Source organism: Bartonella sp. HY406 (assembly GCF_025449315.1).
GTDB lineage: Bacteria > Pseudomonadota > Alphaproteobacteria > Rhizobiales > Rhizobiaceae > HY038.
This window is the reverse complement of sequence record NZ_CP104896.1, coordinates 1-18,771: the sequence shown is the minus strand read 5'-3', so window position 1 is coordinate 18,771 and position 18,771 is coordinate 1. Positions and strand designations below refer to the sequence as shown.

Sequence of the window (18,771 nt, the reverse complement as noted above, 5' to 3'; positions counted from 1 at the left end):
TTACTATCAATAAGACCCTATGAAGTTGTCTTGTTATAAACATTATTCGTAAACTGCGTTAACGTAAAAAATATAAAATATTAAGACATATCTTATCCTTAGACTTGTCTATTTAGGGGCGGGACCTATTATTTTTTAGAATTCCCATTTTAGTTGATTTACAATTCATTGGCGTTATGGAGAGAGAATACTCTCAATTAAAAACTATTCCATGACCTTTGAAATAGAAAATAGTTTGAATGTTAGAATATTATAATATAATTTATTATATAGTTTTAATATAAAATCTACTTTATTATTTTCAATATTTAAATAATATTAGCGTATGATTATAGCAACACTAGTAAATTATATTACATATATTTAATTTTTTTAATTGCCTAATATTTTAATTTATAATATGAAAACGTTGTATTTGCACGGCCACAAATTTTGTGAGGTGTTAACGGGGTTTTAAAAGCTTTACCTAATGCAACCATAGTCTGTCACATATAGAATATGCGTTATCGGGGATTTAGGTAAGCTTAATAATATATCAAAATTACCGCTAAAAGCGGCAAATGAATTGCTGTGCACGACACGTGCAGCAATAAGGGGTTCTGTGTGCTTTATACAGAATATTTAACTTATCTAAAATAAAAACTTAGGAGTTTTCAATGAAAATTATTCTTAAAGCCTTGGCTGCTGCCAGTGTTCTTGCTTTGGGTGTAGCTGCTGCTCAAGCAGAAACAGCACAAAATACTATGGATGTTCAGATCACCATTAAAGATGGTTGTACAGTTAACTTCCCTGAAAATGCAGGTAATATTAACTTTGGTGAGTATGCTGCAATTACTGAAGATCTTACCCTTACAAAGAAGGTTGTAATCAACTGTAAAAATGCATCTACTACTTCAGCAACTGCTGGACAATATACATTGTCATTGAATGACGGTATGGGTACAGGTGCAACAACTGCAGCACGCAAACTTACAAGCGGTTCAAATACTATTGATTATACTGTTTACCAAGCTGGTAGCATTTCTTCTGCTGTTTGTGGTGGTAAGCTTTGGGGTGCAGCTGCTGACCAAACATTCACTGGTACACTTACCACTGGTACAGGTACTGTAAGTGGTGATCACACCCATTTCTTCACTGTTTGCATTCCAAAAATCACTGGTACACAGCCAGCTAATGGCGTTTATGCAGATACATTGACTGCAACTCTTTCTTACTAAGATTAGTATTTTTATAAATTTTTCTTGGGGCGGTGTAACTGCCCCAAGTTCCTCTAAAGCTTAGTATTTATGGGTATTATTATGCGCTTTTGGACATATTTTTTTGGGTTATCTATATTATTTTCTTCAATTTCAATGGCTCACGCTCAGCAAAATAAAAGTGGTGGTATTACGCTCACCATTATGCCGCTTGTATTAGATGTTAGGCCTCCACAGGTTGGTGATAATGTCATTGTGCGTAATGGCAGCCAAATGCCAGTTCGCTTACAAGTGCGCGTATTTCGCTGGCAACAGCGTGGTGGCAAAGATTATTATGCGCCAACCACGGATGTTATTGTAAATCCTCCTTTTATTGAAGTTCAGCCCGGTGCGCGTGCAACCGCGCGTGTAACACGTGTTTCAAAACAACCATTAACTGGTGAAGAAAGTTACCGTATATTTGTTGATCAAATACCAGTTTCATCGTTAAGAACGGCACGAGCAGGCATTGTGACTCCCGGTATTAATATGGCATTACGTCAAATTATACCAGCTTTTTTCCGTCCAGGCTCAGGGCCTGCATCTGCAAATCAATCTCGAAACCAATCACAAAATGGTTTGATTTTTAAGGCGGAAGCAGCGCGTGGCGGCTTTAATATTACAGCCAGCAATAGTAGTGCAAATCGGATTAGAATTTCTGATGTGAACCTTGTCGCTAATGGTGCGGTTATTGGCGGTAAGGCCAATTTGGCTGGTTATGCTTTACCTGGTTCTGCAATTAAATTTTTTGTTCCCGCTCAAGGCGGCGGCATGCCCAACTCTATTAGTTTTACAACAGATCAAGGTCGTATGGAGTTACCGTTGCAAATCAATTCAAGACGCTAAGTGGTTTGGTTAAGTTGGCGTAATGAATTTTTATAAAGGCATAAAGAATGACAAAGCTAAAAATTAGAAATAAAAAATTCTGCTCCAGTGTTAGCGCATTTGCGTTGATGTCCTTGGGTACTGGAATTGTCTTTGCTTCTTTAACATATGCTCAAGCTCAAAATGCTTCATCTGACACTCAATGGCTGTCAGCTGAAGATATTACACGGCTAAATTATTCAGCGCCAACAGCGCCAACGACAGAAGCAGCAACGCAGGTTGAGGCTATTGGTTATCAGCCAAGCATTCCCCAGACAACAGCGTTTCGCGATCCTGATATTTATGTTCATATTTCACTCAATGGTGAAAGCCGCCCAGGAATGTTTGCTGTACGGCAAAGTGATGGTGGCATACTAATCATACGAGATAGTGTTTTACGCAAAATTGGTCTTTTGCCGCAAAGATCTGCCACTAATAGAGACGGTTGGGTAACACTAGATAAGCTTAAAGATGTCCAATATTATTATAATACGATAAGCGAAACGCTTGAATTTGTTACTACTCAAAAAGATGCGCTTGCTCCTTATGAAGTTAGTCTTGATCCTAAGGCTAGTGCGGCTAGACATGGTGATGATGAGGGAATTAAACCTCAGTCAGATTTAGCTGCCGTTTTCAATTATAGTATTTATGCCGATTCTGGTAATGATAAATTTAGTAAACTTTGGGACTTTCAGGGCGTATCAGCAACACTTGACGGCCGCGTTACCGGTAAATTTGGTACATTTTATACATCAGAGCTTATTCGTTATTCATCACAAGGTTTTGGCAACGATAAAACAGATGCCATTCGCCTAGATAGTTATTGGACTTTTTCTGATGAAAAACGCATGCTCACTTATCAAGTGGGTGACGTAATTACCCGCAGCCTTTCTTGGTCTCGCTCCACCCGTCTTGGTGGCGCACAATTAACAAGAAATTTTTCACTCCGAGATAATTTGGTTACTATGGCGATGCCAGAACTGAGTGGTTCTGCTGCCGTACCATCATCCGTCGATCTTTATTTAAATAATGCGCAACGTGCAGTTGAAAATGTACCATCGGGACCATTTTCTCTAACCGATATGCCTGTTATAACAGGGCCTAATAATGCTCGGCTTGTTTTGCGTGACGCTTCAGGGCGTGAAACAGTACAAAATCTTTCATTCTACGCATCTGCTGATTTATTATCTCGCGGTTTATGGGACTTTTCTTTGGAAGCGGGAACGCCACGGCGTAATTATGGTAGCGATTCAGGTAATTATACCAAAGATTTCTTCGTCTCAGGTACCGCACGTTATGGCTTAACCAATCGTATCACGCTTGAAGGCCATGGCGAAGCTGGTGGCGACTTCTTTAATGGCGGTATGGGGGCAATCTTTACAGTTTCAGATTTTGCTCAAGTATCACTTGCAGGTTCCGCAAGCAGTTATAAGAGCGAAACTGGTCAGCAATTATATGCCAGTATGCAATTGCAGCGTTGGGGATTTGTATTGACGGGTCTAACACAACGTACCTTTGGCGATTATAATGATATGGCATCGATTGTTGATAGAAAAGCATATCAACGCGCAAAAAGTAATACGATTGATTGGTCTGAGATTGATTATCTAGTTGATAGTCGTAGGATAGGAAGATTACCAAAGGCAATTAATCAAGTGTCTTTAAGTTCTAGCTTGCGTTTTGATCCTACAAATATAACGCTAAGCTATAGTGAAATTGATTATCATGATCAAGCCGATAGTGGTTATCAAAAGGATAGTCGTTTTATTAGCCTATCTGCCAATAGGCGTTTTGGTAAAAAATTGAACGGTTATGCCGTCGGTTATAAAAATCTTAAAGATTCCAATAATTACAGTGTCTTTGCCGGGGTTTCTTATTCCTTTGATGACGGAATTGGTGTTTCGTCAGGGGTTAACAGTACCCATGATGGTACACAGATTGATACGCGCATTTACAAGAATCTTGGTTCTAATGTGGGTGATTTTGGTTGGTCTATTCGTGATGCAGAAGGTAAGCGCTCTCAAAGAGGAGCCGCTGGACAATATCGTAGCAGTATTGCGCTGCTTGCCGCCTCGGTTGATCAATATGATGGTGATAATTGGCGTGGTACGCTTTCTGCTGATGGTGGTGTAGTTTTTGCTGACGGTGCTGTCATTCCAACGCAGCGCGTTAATGATGCATTTGCAGTCGTTAATGCTGGCGTTGGCGGTGTTGGTGTTAAGGTTGACAACCAAAAATCAGGCAAAACTTGGGCTAATGGTCGCTATGTCGTTAATAATCTTGGCTCTTATAGTACGGCAAGCATTGCCCTTGATATGGAAACCTTGCCTGTCGATGCTATCGTTGAATCAACTGAAGTAATGGTACGACCAGCCCAAATGGCCGGCGTTATTGTAAATTTTGGCGGGGCTAGTAGTGACCAATATATTTATGTTTCCTTTAAAGAAGCCAATGGACATTTTGTTGAAGTAGGGTCGCTTGCGCAGGTTGCAGGAACCGATACTGCCTTTGATATTGGTTATGACGGTTCAGCTGTTATCCCACTTGCTAAAGTGCAGCTGCCGGCAACTCTTCATGTTTTGAAACCTGATGGCAGCACTTGCCAAGCAACATTATCAAATGACATGGTCAAGGGTCTCAATGCTGGCATACAGGCTGTTTCATGTCAAACGATACGAACTGCCGTTGCGGCTCAATAGTAAGATCATTCATGCAATAAATATTTAAATAACAATTATTATTTTAAATAAATATTAGTTGATAGGAAAGAGAAAAAATGAATATTTTAATACATAAAGATAGTAAATCAAAATATAAATTGTTTTTGCTTTGTCTTTACTTTTTTTCTATTATCCTACCTGCTAGCAATTTATTATTTATAACAAAATCATATGCTGCTATTGATGGAAATTTAGCAGATTGTGTTTTGCAAACACCATCAGATAATATAAATCTTGGTGATATAAACCCACTTACAAATCCTCAACCACTTATCAACCTGCAAGATATGATAGCCAACTGTGAAACGTCGGCTTTTTTCGGTCCCTCTAGTGATGCTGATGGTTACATCTATTATGCTGATACGTGCATTGGAATTTCGTCTACATCCTCTACCGATTATGCATCGAGAAAGCTTTATTTACAAAGGGAAGATGGCTCAACCGACGTAACAAAATCTGTTGATTTTATATTATATAACCGATTAGTTCCTTCAAACACAACAATACTAGGTACAGGAGCAGCTGGGCAAGGTAAACCATATAGTTTGCGAGTGACGGATTTAGGCGCTGCTGGTAATACTCGACCAGATGGTGTAACTCGTATTCCTATTCAAGGCCCTTTGAGAATTGGAATGCAGCTTAGCCCTTCGCAACAGGCTCAACTCCCAGTTGGAACATATAAAAATACATTCACATTTTTTTCTTGGTCTGGTGCAGCCTTTACGTCTGGCTCTGTAACGGAACCACCACGGCCTAGCAGCACTGCGGGTTGTTCAGATTATTCTGGCGGTTCCACTAAATCTCAAGTTTTTACAGTCGTGGCAAGAGTTTTAGCAGGGTGTACTGTATCCACAACCAGTATTAATTTTGGTGAACATTTGGCTATTGATAATGATCTCAGTCAAGACGGCGCGGTAACTCTTAAATGCAATGTTAATGCCCCCTATGAAATTCAAATTGATGGCGGAAAATCTGGCGATGTCAATGCGCGCAAAATGTATTTTGTTGGAGAAAATGGTATTGAGGATCGCAGCAAAGCAATACCCTACCACATTTATTTACCCAATACGCAAACCGAATGGGGGACTACGGAGGGTAGCACCTATAAAGGGATAACATCTGCCAATGAGACACCGATAAAAGTCAAAGCGGTTATTCGTGCTTCAGAGGTAGGAGAGCGTGTGGTTGGTACCTATAAGGATAGGCTCACAGTAACAACAACTTATTAGTATTAATAATTAAAAGGCTACATTAATGGCAAGAAGATTCCTTTCACCTGTTGCTAGTACAACACCAGCTGCTTCTCCAAGTCCAATGTCGACAAGGAATATATCAACTTATAGTAACTCATTTACATATAAGGGACATAGCGATCCTGATGGTGTTTTGAAATCAGGTTCGTTTATCAGCACAAAACCAATCTTATGGTATTCAGTGACTAATGTTGGGCCTGCAGAATATCCTGTAGCTATTGGCATCAACGCCCAAGGACAAGATGTTCTTATTAATGGTGTTTTGGATCAGGCGACAGGCTTATGGAAATTTGATTTTGCTGCTGCTGGTGCCTTTTTAAAAACAGGTCCTAATTATATAACATTTGTCATCGGTGGTACACCGGGTAATGATACTGACCCTTTGACCTCCACTTTTCAAGTTTTAGATGACCCTACGGCAACGGCAACGATTGAAAATTTTACCGATAATGTTGGCCCAGTAACGGGTAACTTACCATCAGGATCACAGACTGATGACCGAACAATTACTTTAAATGGTAAGGTTAGTAGTGATTTCTTTCAAGCCCCGGCCAATGGTGCTAATAAATTAGCAATTTACCAAGATGGTCATCTTGTTGGTTATGCAACAGTTAATGCCAATGGTACTTGGTCTTATACTGTGCCAAGTGCTTTAGAAAATAGTCCACCTGTGCATAATTTTACAGCAGTCGTTGAAAATGCTGCCACACTTACTGGTACACCATCTGCTAATTTTGTTGTTGATGTTCATTTGACCATTGGTGTTGAATCTCTATCAACCGAAGATACAACGCCTGTTTTAAACGGTAGTATTGGTTTTGAGTTATTGTCAGGTGAATATATTACCGTTACCATCAATGGTAAAACCTATAGTTCAGCCAGTGGGCAAGTAGTCGTCAATCAGGCAAATATGACTTGGAGTGTGACGATCCCTAATCAAGATGCGCTTAGCGAGGGGAATTACCCAGTTGTTGCTGCACTGCATAAAAGTACAGGAGAAATTATAGTATCCAATAGCGGGCAAGCTGATATTATTGAAGCAGCCCCTCCTATTGATGATTTTACCATTGCTGCTTCACAAACGGAACATGCTGTTGCGATGACCCTTGGCGAAAATGGCCAGTGGAAAATTTTTGCAAACGGTACTGTACTTGACCAGAAAGCCACTAACAACTCAAGTTTTGGCGAATTTAGTCAAATTGTATTGAATAGTATTGATGGACGCACAGGTAAACAAGGCACAAAAAACGGTACTTGGTTAGATATTAATCGTGATGGCAAAATGGATTTTGTCGCTACCGATGGCAATGGCGCCAATGGTGCGCAGATCTATATGAAGGCCAATACTCCTTATTCAACCACCGGCTATTATAATTATCAAGTTGGTGGTTCTAATAGAAATACTGCTGACTTTAATCCAGCAGCCAATACTATGTCGGAATATGGTGGTGTAGTTGGTTTCGACCGTAATGGTAATGGTTATTCAGACATTGCATATGGTACAATTACACCTGGAAAATCTGGTTCTGTACGCAATACGACCGGTGCGGGTCAATCGCTTACTACCTATAATAGTCAAATTGTTACCAATCCGAATGCTTCCTTAAATGGTATGGTAAAAGACAAAAATTTTGTCGATACCAATGGCCGTAATGCGCAGGCAGGGGCTGAAATTTCAGGCGTTGATCTTAATAATGATGGAACAGTTGATCTTGTTTACCACGGTGTTAATGGCGCTAATGTAACAACAAGTGGTGCAATGAGTTCCAATCAACAGCGTCTTGTTGTTGTGTCTAATAATGGCAATGGTACTTATGGTACCAAGCAAATTATTGAAAATGTATTTCAGAATAATGCTTCAGCCAATGCGGCACTTGGCAATGCGATTTCTATGACATGGGCCGATTTTAACGGCGATGGTAATATGGATTTATTCCTAGGCCGAGGTGCTGCCGTTAATGGTCATTCGGCTTATGAAAGCCGTATTTTATTTAATGATGGCAATGGTAACCTTGGTTCTACCTCACCAAATGGTGTTGGTACGGCTAATAATGTCCATTGGTTAGGTGATAGCTTGCAAAGTGGTGCATCTATCGCTGTTGACTGGGACGGTGATGGCAAAATGGATATTATTGCTTTACCCGGTTATGGTAATGGCAATGGTATGACCGAGGCTGGCAATACTGGCGCTATCAACCTTCATAAAAATGTATCGCTTAATGGTGTTATCAACTTTGAAACATCCAATTTATTGGGTGGTAATAACACTATTGGTGTGAATGGCACTGTAAATAATGGTAGTTCAACCGGCAGTAAGAAAGATTTTGTGACCGGTGCCATTGCTGCGGATTTGGATTGGAATGGTTCTGTTGATTTAATGGCATTTACCCAACAAGGCCATGTTGAAGTTATCCAAAATAAAAATGTTATTGCCAATGGCACAGCTTTGCACTTCCGTATTCTCGATGGACAGGGCATCAATTCCTTGCTTGGCAATACTGTACAATTATATGATTCAACTGGCAAATTGGTTGCGGCACAGATTATTAATCCACAATCAGGTAATCAGACTAGCGATACTAGCGGTATCGTGCATTTTTATGGCTTAGATAGCAACGAAACCTATTCTGTTAAAATATTACGCAATGTTAACGGTTCATCGGCCCATATTAGCGAAGACAATAATGCTGCTTGGGGTGGCTTCACGCCAGGTGCCGCCAATGAAGCCCATGTTTTGACTACCGAACGTGGAACTGATGTCAATAATGCTAATATCGGCAATGGTGTTGTTGGTACCGGTTATAATGATACATTCTATGTTACCAAAGGCACCAAGCTTTATGATGGTGCCGGTGGTTGGGATATCATCAACGGTCAAAAACAATGGTCAGCTACTGGCGGTGTAGATATTGTTGACTTTAAACTTGCTGGCAATACAGCGCTTAATGTTGATTTAAGCAAGACAGGCTATCAAAATACCGGCTTTAACACCGTTATGCTTAAGAATATTGAAGGCATTGCTGGTGGTAATGGTAATGATACCTTCTCAGGTAATAGTGGTAACAACGTATTTAATGGCCGTGGCGGTAACGACACATTCAATCTATTCAATAGCAACCATCATACTTTGCTTTATGAACGTATTGATATGACGGACGCAACTGGTGGTAATGGCAATGATATTGCTAATGGCTTTACTGTTGGTAATTTCAACACCAATGCCAATGCAGATAGAATTGATTTTTCTGGCCTATTGATTGGTTATCAAGCAGGAACTAGCAATATTTCTGACTTTATCAGTGTCCGCCAACAAGGTAGCAATACCGTAATTTCTGTCGATCTTGATGGTAATGGCAACCAATTTGCGTCTGCTGACATTTTAACCCTCACCAATGTTCAGACCGATTTGAATACTTTGATACAAAATCAACAGATCATTGTTTAATAAAAGAATTGATTGCAGACTTTTATAGTCTGCAATCAATAAATATAAGAATTAATATTACTAATACAATGAATTAATTGCTAAATTTACGAATACTTATTAAGTCGGGGAAAATATATGCCAAAAGATTTTAATATTTTTGATAGCAATACTGCTAAAGAAGCTACATCGACAGGGGAACAATCCAATAATATTTCAAATAGTACAACTATATTCGACTATAAGGGACACAGCGATCCTGATGGTATTTTAAATTCAGGTGGTTTTGTCAGCACAAAACCAATCTTGTGGTATTCGGTTAGCGGTCTTGGATCTGCAGAATATCCTGTAGTTATTGCCGAAAATGATCAAGGTCAAGATGTTATTATAAATGGTATTTTCAATCAAGAAAACGGCTTATGGTCATTCGATTTCGCATCTGCTGGTGTCGCCTTAAAGCTTGGTACTAATTATTTAACATTTGTTACTGGTGGTACACCGGGTGACACCAATAATCCATTTAGCACTGCATTTGAAGCTTTAGCTGATCCAACGGCAACAGCAAAAATTGATAGTTTTACGGATAATGTCGGGCCGATTACAGGTAATTTGCTCTCTGGATCAACAACGGATGACCGCACAATTACCTTAAATGGTAAGGTTAGTAGTGATTTCTTTCAAACCCATCCAAATGGTGCCAATAAATTAGCAATTTACCAAGAGCGCCAATTGATTGGCTATGCAACAGTTAATCCCGATGGCACTTGGTCTTATGATGTGCCAGGCGTCTTGGAAAATGCACAAACCCATCATTTTACCGCAGCGGTAGAAAATGCAGCTTCACTTACTGGTACGCCAACAGAAAATTTTAATGTTCATGTTGAATTGTCAATAACGGTAGACCCTTTAACAACAGATGATTATACGCCTATTCTTACCGGTGAAATTGGCTTTGAATTGCTGCCAACAGAATATGTAACTGTCACTGTTAATGGTAAGACTTATAGCTCAGCCAATGGTGCCGTTGTTGTTGATCAGGCAAAAATGACTTGGTCTTTGCAAATTCCAGATAGTGATGCTTTGCCAGAAGGCCGCCATGAGGTTGAAGCTGCTCTTCACAAAGCAACTGGCGAAATCATTGTTAAAGATAATACTAATGATGAATTATTCATTGATACGCCTATTGAGCCACCAGTCGTTGCAGCAAATGATGATGAAAAAGCAACGGCTATGACCCTTGGTGAAAATGGTCAATGGAAAATTTACACCAATGGTACAGTACTTGATCAAAATGCAACAGATCGCAAAACCTTTGGTAGTTTTGGGCAAACACACCTACAAGCCAAAGATATTAATGGACCGATTAATAAACCAACTGCTGGCACGCAAAATGGTACTTGGCTTGATATAAACCGTGATGGTTATATGGACTTTGTTTCTAATGATGGCAATGCTGAGACTGGTCAGCAAATGTATTATAACATCGGTAATAATGTTTACCTATCCTATCAAATTGGTAGCCAATATAGAAATAAGGTCGATTCCAATCCGGCTGCTAATGTTTTGTCACAATATGCCGGCGTTATTGGTTTTGATAAAAATGGCAATGGCTTTGCTGATATTGCTTACGGAAATATTGCTCCAGGTCGATCTGGCTCAGTAACTGCTCCAGGCACTGGCTACAGTTCCAATCGTACTTGGGACAGTCAAATCGTTAGAAATATTAATGGTAATGTGCAATCATTGGTAAAAGATCAGAACTTCACCAATTCGCGCTCAGGACCATCAAACTTTAAATCCTCAACCAATGCAAATAATGCGCAACCTGGACCAGAAATTTCTGGCGTTGATTTAAATAATGACGGTAATGTTGATCTCGTTTTTCATGGTGTTAGCGGTTACAGCAAATTGGGCAGTGGCACAGCCGATATACGCCGCATGAGTAATGACCAACAGCGTTTAGTTGTTGTTTCAAGCGATGGAAAAGATGGCTATTCAACCAGCCAGATCATTAATGGCGTATTCCAAAACACCGGTCTAGCCAATGAAACGATAAGTAATGCCATTTCTATGACTTGGGCCGACTTTAATGGCGATGGCTTTATGGATTTGTTTATTGGCCGCGGCAAGGCAGAAAATGGTCATTCTGAATATGAAAGTCGTATTCTTTATAATGATGGCAAGGGAAATCTAGGCTCGACTGCTCCAAATGGTATTGGTACGGCCAATAATATTCATTGGTTGGGTGATAGTTTACAAGGTGGCCCTTCTATTGCTGTTGACTGGAATGGCGATGGCAAAATGGATATTATTGAATTGCCTGCCTATGCAGCTGGCAATGGTGTGACGCAGGCAGGCACTACCGGTACGGTTAATCTTTACACCAACAACTCTTCAGCAAGCGGCAATAGTTTTAGTACCTCTAACTTGCTTGGTGACAATAATACAATTGGTGTTAATGGTAGTGTTAATGCTCATAAAAGCCCTGGCAAAACCGATGCTGTAACTGGTGCTGTTGTTGCTGATGTTAATTGGGATGGCTCGCAAGACCTTATGATCTTTACCCAACAAGGCAATACCGAAATTATCCGCAATCACACCGAAATAGCAAAGGGGACGGCTTTACATTTCCGCATTCTTGATCAGGAAGGTATTAACTCGCTGCTTGGAAATACCATTCAACTCTATGACTCTAAAGGCCATCTTGTTGCTTCGCAGATTATCAATCCGCAATCGGGTAATCAAACAAGTGACACATCCGGTATTGTAAACTTTTATGGTCTTGATCCAAATGAGACTTATTCAGTTAAGTTATTACGTAATGTAAAAGGTCAAAGTGCTAATATTGACTCCACTGTTAATGATGCATGGGGTGGATTTACAGCTGGTGAAGCCTATGAAGCTCATGTGTTAACAGCTGAAAAAGGCGATAGTTCTAAAAACGCTAATCTTGGTAATGGCATTGTTGGCACGGGTTATAATGATACTTTTTATGCAACCAAAGGCACTGATAAATATGATGGTGGCGGTGGTTGGACGGTGGTTCATGGTCAAAAAGAATGGAGCGCAACCGGCGGCGTTGATATTATCGATTTTAAATTGGCAGGTACTACCGCCATTAATGTAGATTTGAGTAAAACAACTTATCAAAATACCGGTTTTAATACTGTTATGTTGAAAAACATTGAAGGTGTAGCCGGGGGTAACGGTAATGATACCTTTACGGGCAATGATCAAGATAATTATTTTAATGGTCGTGGTGGCAATGATACCTTTAATTTAAACCATAATGGTCATCATACCTTGATCTATGAACGCATTGATTTGACCGATGCAACTGGCGGAAACGGCCATGATATTGCAAATGGCTTTACCGTTGGTGATTTTAATAGCAATGCCAATGCCGATCGTATTGATCTTTCGGGCTTGCTAATTGGTTATCAGTCTGGGGTTAGCCAGCTTTCAGATTATATTACCGTTCAACAGCAAGGCAATAATACGATTATTTCAGTTGATATTGATGGTAATGGCAACCAATTTGCTTCGGCTGATATTTTAACACTAATCAATGTTCAAACTGATTTGAATACATTGATACAAAATCAGCAGATCATTGTTTAGTGAAAAAGATTGCAGACGGTCACAAGTCTGCAATTGAAGGTGTATTTGATTTCCCCCCGAATGAAATACACCTTACAAGAAAAATTAGGATGAAAACCCATACAGTCCTAATTTTTCTAAAATAGCTCAACCATAAGCGCAGGAAGAGCAAAAGGTACCTGATACTCTCACCCAAATGTAGTATCAGGTACCATCACTAATAAAAAATACTATTTACATTGTGCATAATAATGTTTTCAAAAATTATAGTTAAATTTAAAAGTTATAACTTTTGATATATTTTATATTAACATATTATAATGCACAATGATAAATATATATTAAATATAGATCATGAATTTAGAAAGAATAATTATGGCAAGAAGATTCCTATCTCCAACAACTACATCTAATTCAACGCCTAAAGTCAGTGCTTTTCTCGAAGAGACCGAGCAAAGCTCATATGTGTATAATACACGTTATACAGCAACAACTGGGAAAAATAATTCACTTTTAGTTGGTGATGGCCAAAAGAGTTTGGCATTCAATGCAGGTATCCTTGCACAAGGTTCTGGTATTAACAATATCCAGTTAGGTGAAGGACAACATAGCATTACTATTAAAAGTGGTATAGCCGCCAATTCTGGTGGTACTAATCGCTTTTCTTCATTAGGTGGTAACAACGACCTTACTATAACTGGAAATGTGACAACAAGCGGTCTTAATGAATTTGCATTTAACTATGGTGACCATAATGTTGTCATTAATGGTGACCTCTTGTCAAATGCGGGCGGTGCCAATCGTTTTTCAATGAACCAGAATTTTGATGGTTATGGTTCAACCAACTTTAAGGTAACTGGTTCAATAAAATCCTCAGGAACCACAGAAGTTCACACAGGTTCTGGCGATGATACTGTTAATATTGAACAATATTTCCAGGCATTAGCTTCTGGTTCAAAAAATTTGATTGAAACTGGTGAAGGTAACGACACTGTTATTATCAATCGTGGTATGTATGCTGCAAATGGCGCAAATAATACTATTTCAACAGGCGATGGTAATGATACTGTTATTCTACGCGGTTATCCTCATGCAGCAGCTGTAACGGGTACAGGTAAAAATTACATTGACCTAGGTGCCGGTAATGATAAACTCATTATTACTGAAAACTCAGATGTGGTTGGTGCGGGTATTCGTGCTGGCGGTCTTACCGTTAATGGTGGCGATGGCTATGATACATTGGTGTTAGACACCTTTAATCATGTTAATTCAGCAGGCCAACAATCACGCAGCGATAACACCTTTCAAGCATCATTTAAGCCTTGGTTAACAGATATTGCTAAAACCAGTGGTCTTGGTTCAATGAATATGGAATCTATTCAAGTTGGTGTTGATCGTAATACTGATATGCTCAGAATAGATTGGCTTACAAAACTTGTAAATGATTACAATAGCCATGCTAGTGATGAAAAATACATCGATTACGCTATGAATCTTGATCATTTTGCTTCAAGCTTCAAATTGGCAGATGTGTTCACTAAAGCTTATACAAGCTCGTTTGGTGAAATTAGCCTTGAGGGTAGCCAAAGCAATCAACTTACAATCGGTAATACTTTGCGCTCTGGCGGATACACTCATAATGACTTAATCATTAAGGGTGATACCAATGATACAGTGAAGGTTGGAAGTTCTTGGACTTTTCAAGATGTCTCTCATGATGATCGTTCAGGCGTTGATTATAACCATTACACCAACTCAATTGGCGAAGATATTTATGTTCAAATGGGCATGACTGTTCAGCTTGTATAATTAAAATTTACCGGAAAGGCTGTTTAAAGCCTTTCCGGAGTTTCTTTTAAATTTAATATCTCTTATTAAAATGCTCATAACTTAATTATTGGGTGAAAAATTAATAATTTATTTTGAGAATAGTTTATAATAATAAAAACATAAAAATAATGTCTAAATTTTATCAAAATTGAATTTTCTTAAAAACGATCTATTTAAATTTCGGCAGTTTTAAATTTACCTAACCGATCAATTGGAACGCCAATTATTATTTGTTTACGATTATTTTTTTGCTTTGGCCAATTGTTACGCCGCGCCTGAACCCTTACAGATTAAACCGTTGAAGACAAAGCAATAGCTGCATCTTTATAAGTTAAGAATTTATAGTCTTCATCCAAGTTTCGAAATGGTTCAAAAGCGATTATTGCTATATTTATAATAACTTATTAGAATTTTTTATTGTTTTACTTAAGGTTGTATTTTACAAAATGTACGAAATGTCTTTTCAATGTTTTTCTTATCAAGAGGTATCAACTTAGCTGAACACCAATATCTAAAATCATTCGCAACCAAATCTATATCGCGAACTGGTGCGGGCTGTTCTTCACGAGCTATTACACCCCATTTACTATAAAAAATAAAACCTTCTTTAGGAAATTATCCATATTCCCTAAATTTTAGAATTGCGAATATTTTGATCAGCGGTGATAATTTCCACTGTTCCTGATCGGCGCGCTTTTTACCAACCTTATGTTGATCTAATTCACGCTTTATTGAAGTAAGGTTTTGTTTTTCATGCCATACAATTTCTACACTTGTTATAGTACGCCCAGTTTTATGAGGTATAACGGCCTTGTCGTAAATATTATTAGAATATCTTGCTAATAACTACCTACTTGAACAATTATGTGTAAGTACTTTGAAAATGTCTCCCTTAGGAGGCTAAAATAGTAATGCTTTAAGATACAGAGCAGAACTATCAGCTTATAAAAAACTTATAAGGCATGAAAGACTTCTCCACCAAATATAGTAGATATCTTTAATAGTATAATATCAATAATGAAAACGCAATTGTGCTATTTCTAAGCTTTGCGCTTGTTTCTCCTTTGAAATACGATAGACTATTCGATGTTCTTGTGTGATACGTCTTGACCACCATCCGCTTAGATCGCCTTTTAAAGGTTCTGGTTTACCTATGCCTTTATAGGGTGTTCTTTGGCATTGCGTAATAATTTCATTAATACGTTCAAGCTTCTTTTTGTCTGTGCTTATCCAATATTGATAATCTTCCCAAGCCTCAGTTGAAAATGTCAATTTCATTAAATAAGCTCGTGTTCTTCACCATTATTGGCATCTAATTGTGCAATAGCCGATCGCAAGCGCGAAGCGTTATTAGGCGTAGAAAGAAGATGCAATGTTTCGCTAATAGAGTTCCATGTCTCTAATGATATAACAACGACGGCTTCACCGTTTTTTCGCGATACGACAACTTCTTGTTTATCATGGATTGCGCTGTCCATAACGTCTTTTAATTGCGCTCGAGCATTGGAATAAGAAATTACATTCATAATTTACTCTCATTACTAATTAATCTTATATTGTACAATATATAGTACATATTATTTGTTGTCCATAATTAAATTTTTATGATATTTTTATAAGGAAGTTATAAACAATTTATAAGTTTTTTATAAAATAAGGAGGATTTTTATGCAGGATTATAAGTTTATGACTTATAAAGAGGCTTCCAAAACTCTAAAAAAGTCAGTTGAATCAATACGAGTAATGGCAAGTAAATATAATTGGCCTAAGTCAAAAAATAATCAGAATAGAATTACAATTGGCATTCCAATCGAACGTTTAAATAAAGATAATGATGCTTATAATTTGCTTATAAGTACGAATGATAACGGCGATAAAGATGAAATCCTCGATTTACAAAATAAAATTTTACTTTTGCAAAATGAGTTGGCTGATTTAAAGTCTGAAAATTTAGTTATTAAGGAAAAAAATTCTAACTTAACTGATAATAATTTAGAATTAAAAAAAGAGCGGGATAATTGGCAAAAACAATCAGAAGCCCTTCTTGTTGAACATAAAGAACTGATTGATACATTACAGAAATCATTGAAGCCCTGGTGGCGGAAAATTTTTGGATGATAAATTTTCAAAACTTGTTTGATGTGTTTTTTTCAATCCATTTTTTACAAAAGCCTATAAAAGCTTTTTCTGCGTTTTGAGGTGGTTCTATATCATAATCTGCCATCCAATTGCGCCATTCTTGTTCAATGAAATATATGTCCCACCCAGGCGCAATAGTGCGTGCATCATGATAAATCTCTGGATTAAGTGTTATATGTCCGTAAATTTGATTTGCAGCTTTTTCTTTTTCTAACGTTCGGCGATTTTTAAATACAACACTTGTCTCAATAAGGTCTAAGGCATAGTCTGGTATATGTTTATGTGATTTGTTTTGTTCTACAATGTTTTGGATTAGTCTTTTAAATTCTTTTGCAGTCGATGTAGACCCACATTTTTTGTGCAATAGGTTTAAAGAAATTTTCCATTCATTTTGCTGTCCACAATGCTTGCGCGCTAATTCATACATTCGACGTTCTAGCGGTTTGCGGAGCCTGAAATAGTCTCGATGTAAAGTAAGAACTTCATTGTGTTTGATAGCATTAAAAACCCAATCAGAAAGTTTGATCTCAACCTCCTGCATTCTACCGTCGCGTGTTGTTCTAATGATATTGGCTTCTTCAATAAGACCAAATATTTTAGTCTGCTCAATGCCACCTGTCAAAATATTAGTTGTAATGGTCGTCCCGCGCAATCGACTTAAAGCTGCCTTAAGCCCTTCATATCCTTGACCATTGGTTGTTCTATTGGTTGCCTTTAATAAATCATAGGCTTTAAATTTTAAAAATTGAGATACTTTTTTTCCTTCATTAAGGGCAGCCATAATTTGGCTGATCGCAAAAATTAAAATATCACGATCATGAATAGTTGCTAATCCTTTTACTGACGGCGTAATTTCTACAAATATCCCATTATTTTCATATCGTCTGATACGACAATCTGGCTTTGTCGATAGTGAAAATATTGGATGCTCCATCGATGCCATATCCCCTTTCGGAACAGCATCAAATATATCGCATACGAAAAAATCATTTTGGACATTTCGTGCAGGAAGTAGCGGTGATTTTTTAGATTTTAGATCTTGTTTCATAATTCATTATTCGACATTTCGCACACCGCGTCAATATAAACGATATTTTACACACCATATTTTGCTTTCGATGGTTTGCACACCGTTTTTCGATGATTTGCACACCATTTTTCGATGGTTTGCCCACCAACTCTTTTTATTAACATATATTTTTCAATAGCTTACAATACATTATCCACAGCTTAACACTATATTTAACACTATATTTAACACACAACGCGCAAATTTCTTTAAATTCCACAACTCATAAAAGTTACAACTTTGACGTAATAATTAAATAATTTTTGTGATCATCAAATGTAACGATGACAAAATACATTTCCCGCTTCATTTACATTCACAATTATTAGCACCATAATTAAAAATACATTTCAACTTAGCTAAACAATTTTTTCTGTCTAACTAAGTTAATCATTTAACTGTTTTTTAGCTTAAGAATAAAACTGTAACTCACATCCCAACTAAAACATGCGTTTAAATCGCCATAAATAGTCGCTGGGAGTATTTACTGCCATCAAATAGTAAATCCCTACTTTAAAAATTTTATCCCTTCTTATAGATCAATATTTGCAAGAATTTCATCTTCGGTGATTTTTTTAAAGGCGGAAGCTGCAAATGCGCCAAGAAGTTTGGCTCTATCCTAAATAGCTTTTCAGTT

The 18,771-nt window shown here is 37.9% G+C and carries 11 protein-coding genes; 8 read left to right on the top strand and 3 right to left on the bottom strand.

Annotated elements, in window-relative coordinates; translation table 11 throughout:
- Positions 1-656 precede the first annotated feature (656 nt).
- From N6B01_RS14960 to N6B01_RS14930, 7 genes are all read left to right on the top strand, one after another.
- Positions 657-1,217, top strand: coding sequence for a spore coat protein U domain-containing protein (locus N6B01_RS14960; RefSeq protein ID WP_182419977.1), 561 nt, complete (start codon positions 657-659; stop codon positions 1,215-1,217).
- An 81-nt stretch (positions 1,218-1,298) separates the two neighbouring features.
- Complete coding sequence (locus tag N6B01_RS14955; protein WP_262080978.1) at positions 1,299-2,081, top strand: fimbrial biogenesis chaperone; 783 nt, start codon at positions 1,299-1,301, stop codon at positions 2,079-2,081.
- 47 nt (positions 2,082-2,128) lie between these two features.
- Positions 2,129-4,798: a fimbria/pilus outer membrane usher protein gene (locus N6B01_RS14950; RefSeq protein WP_262080976.1), complete on the top strand. Its 2,670-nt coding sequence runs from the start codon at positions 2,129-2,131 to the stop codon at positions 4,796-4,798.
- A 227-nt stretch (positions 4,799-5,025) separates the two neighbouring features.
- Positions 5,026-6,048 carry a Csu type fimbrial protein gene (locus N6B01_RS14945; protein WP_262080974.1) on the top strand — a complete coding sequence of 341 codons (1,023 nt, stop codon included), beginning with the start codon at positions 5,026-5,028 and terminating at the stop codon, positions 6,046-6,048.
- A 25-nt stretch (positions 6,049-6,073) separates the two neighbouring features.
- The gene (locus N6B01_RS14940) at positions 6,074-9,517 is read left to right on the top strand and encodes a beta strand repeat-containing protein (protein ID WP_262080989.1); all 3,444 of its coding nucleotides are present in this window, start codon (positions 6,074-6,076) and stop codon (positions 9,515-9,517) included.
- A 117-nt stretch (positions 9,518-9,634) separates the two neighbouring features.
- Entirely contained in the window at positions 9,635-13,117 is a 3,483-nt protein-coding gene (locus N6B01_RS14935) for an FG-GAP-like repeat-containing protein (protein ID WP_262080987.1), read from the top strand.
- Positions 13,118-13,471: 354 nt separating this feature from the next.
- Positions 13,472-14,905: a hypothetical protein gene (locus N6B01_RS14930; RefSeq protein WP_262080985.1), complete on the top strand. Its 1,434-nt coding sequence runs from the start codon at positions 13,472-13,474 to the stop codon at positions 14,903-14,905.
- A gap of 1,032 nt (positions 14,906-15,937) precedes the next feature.
- On the opposite strand, the gene N6B01_RS14925 is transcribed toward N6B01_RS14930, so the two are convergent.
- On the bottom strand, positions 15,938-16,204 hold the full coding sequence (locus tag N6B01_RS14925; RefSeq protein ID WP_262080983.1) for a Txe/YoeB family addiction module toxin: 267 nt from the start codon (positions 16,202-16,204) through the stop codon (positions 15,938-15,940).
- Positions 16,204-16,452, bottom strand: a complete 249-nt coding sequence (locus N6B01_RS14920) for a type II toxin-antitoxin system Phd/YefM family antitoxin (protein ID WP_182419980.1) — start codon at positions 16,450-16,452, stop codon at positions 16,204-16,206. Before N6B01_RS14920 ends, N6B01_RS14925 begins: the two co-directional genes overlap by 1 nt.
- Positions 16,453-16,594: 142 nt before the next feature.
- Here N6B01_RS14920 and N6B01_RS14915 point away from each other — a divergent pair, with 142 nt between their 5' ends.
- Positions 16,595-17,044 carry a cell division protein ZapB gene (locus N6B01_RS14915; protein WP_262080981.1) on the top strand — a complete coding sequence of 150 codons (450 nt, stop codon included), beginning with the start codon at positions 16,595-16,597 and terminating at the stop codon, positions 17,042-17,044.
- A 7-nt stretch (positions 17,045-17,051) separates the two neighbouring features.
- On the opposite strand, the gene N6B01_RS14910 is transcribed toward N6B01_RS14915, so the two are convergent.
- The gene (locus N6B01_RS14910) at positions 17,052-18,113 is read right to left on the bottom strand and encodes a replication initiator protein A (protein WP_262080980.1); all 1,062 of its coding nucleotides are present in this window, start codon (positions 18,111-18,113) and stop codon (positions 17,052-17,054) included.
- Positions 18,114-18,771: the final 658 nt, after the last annotated feature.

What these genes read in the sequence shown, in the direction of transcription:
- N6B01_RS14960 (WP_182419977.1), top strand. Translation starts at nt 657, where the DNA reads ATGAAAATTATTCTTAAAGCCTTGGCTGCTGCCAGTGTTCTTGCTTTG.
- N6B01_RS14955 (WP_262080978.1), top strand. Translation starts at nt 1,299, where the DNA reads ATGCGCTTTTGGACATATTTTTTTGGGTTATCTATATTATTTTCTTCA.
- N6B01_RS14950 (WP_262080976.1), top strand. Translation starts at nt 2,129, where the DNA reads ATGACAAAGCTAAAAATTAGAAATAAAAAATTCTGCTCCAGTGTTAGC.
- N6B01_RS14940 (WP_262080989.1), top strand. Translation starts at nt 6,074, where the DNA reads ATGGCAAGAAGATTCCTTTCACCTGTTGCTAGTACAACACCAGCTGCT.
- N6B01_RS14935 (WP_262080987.1), top strand. Translation starts at nt 9,635, where the DNA reads ATGCCAAAAGATTTTAATATTTTTGATAGCAATACTGCTAAAGAAGCT.
- N6B01_RS14930 (WP_262080985.1), top strand. Translation starts at nt 13,472, where the DNA reads ATGGCAAGAAGATTCCTATCTCCAACAACTACATCTAATTCAACGCCT.
- N6B01_RS14925 (WP_262080983.1), bottom strand. Translation starts at nt 16,204, where the DNA reads ATGAAATTGACATTTTCAACTGAGGCTTGGGAAGATTATCAATATTGG.
- N6B01_RS14920 (WP_182419980.1), bottom strand. Translation starts at nt 16,452, where the DNA reads ATGAATGTAATTTCTTATTCCAATGCTCGAGCGCAATTAAAAGACGTT.
- N6B01_RS14915 (WP_262080981.1), top strand. Translation starts at nt 16,595, where the DNA reads ATGCAGGATTATAAGTTTATGACTTATAAAGAGGCTTCCAAAACTCTA.
- N6B01_RS14910 (WP_262080980.1), bottom strand. Translation starts at nt 18,113, where the DNA reads ATGAAACAAGATCTAAAATCTAAAAAATCACCGCTACTTCCTGCACGA.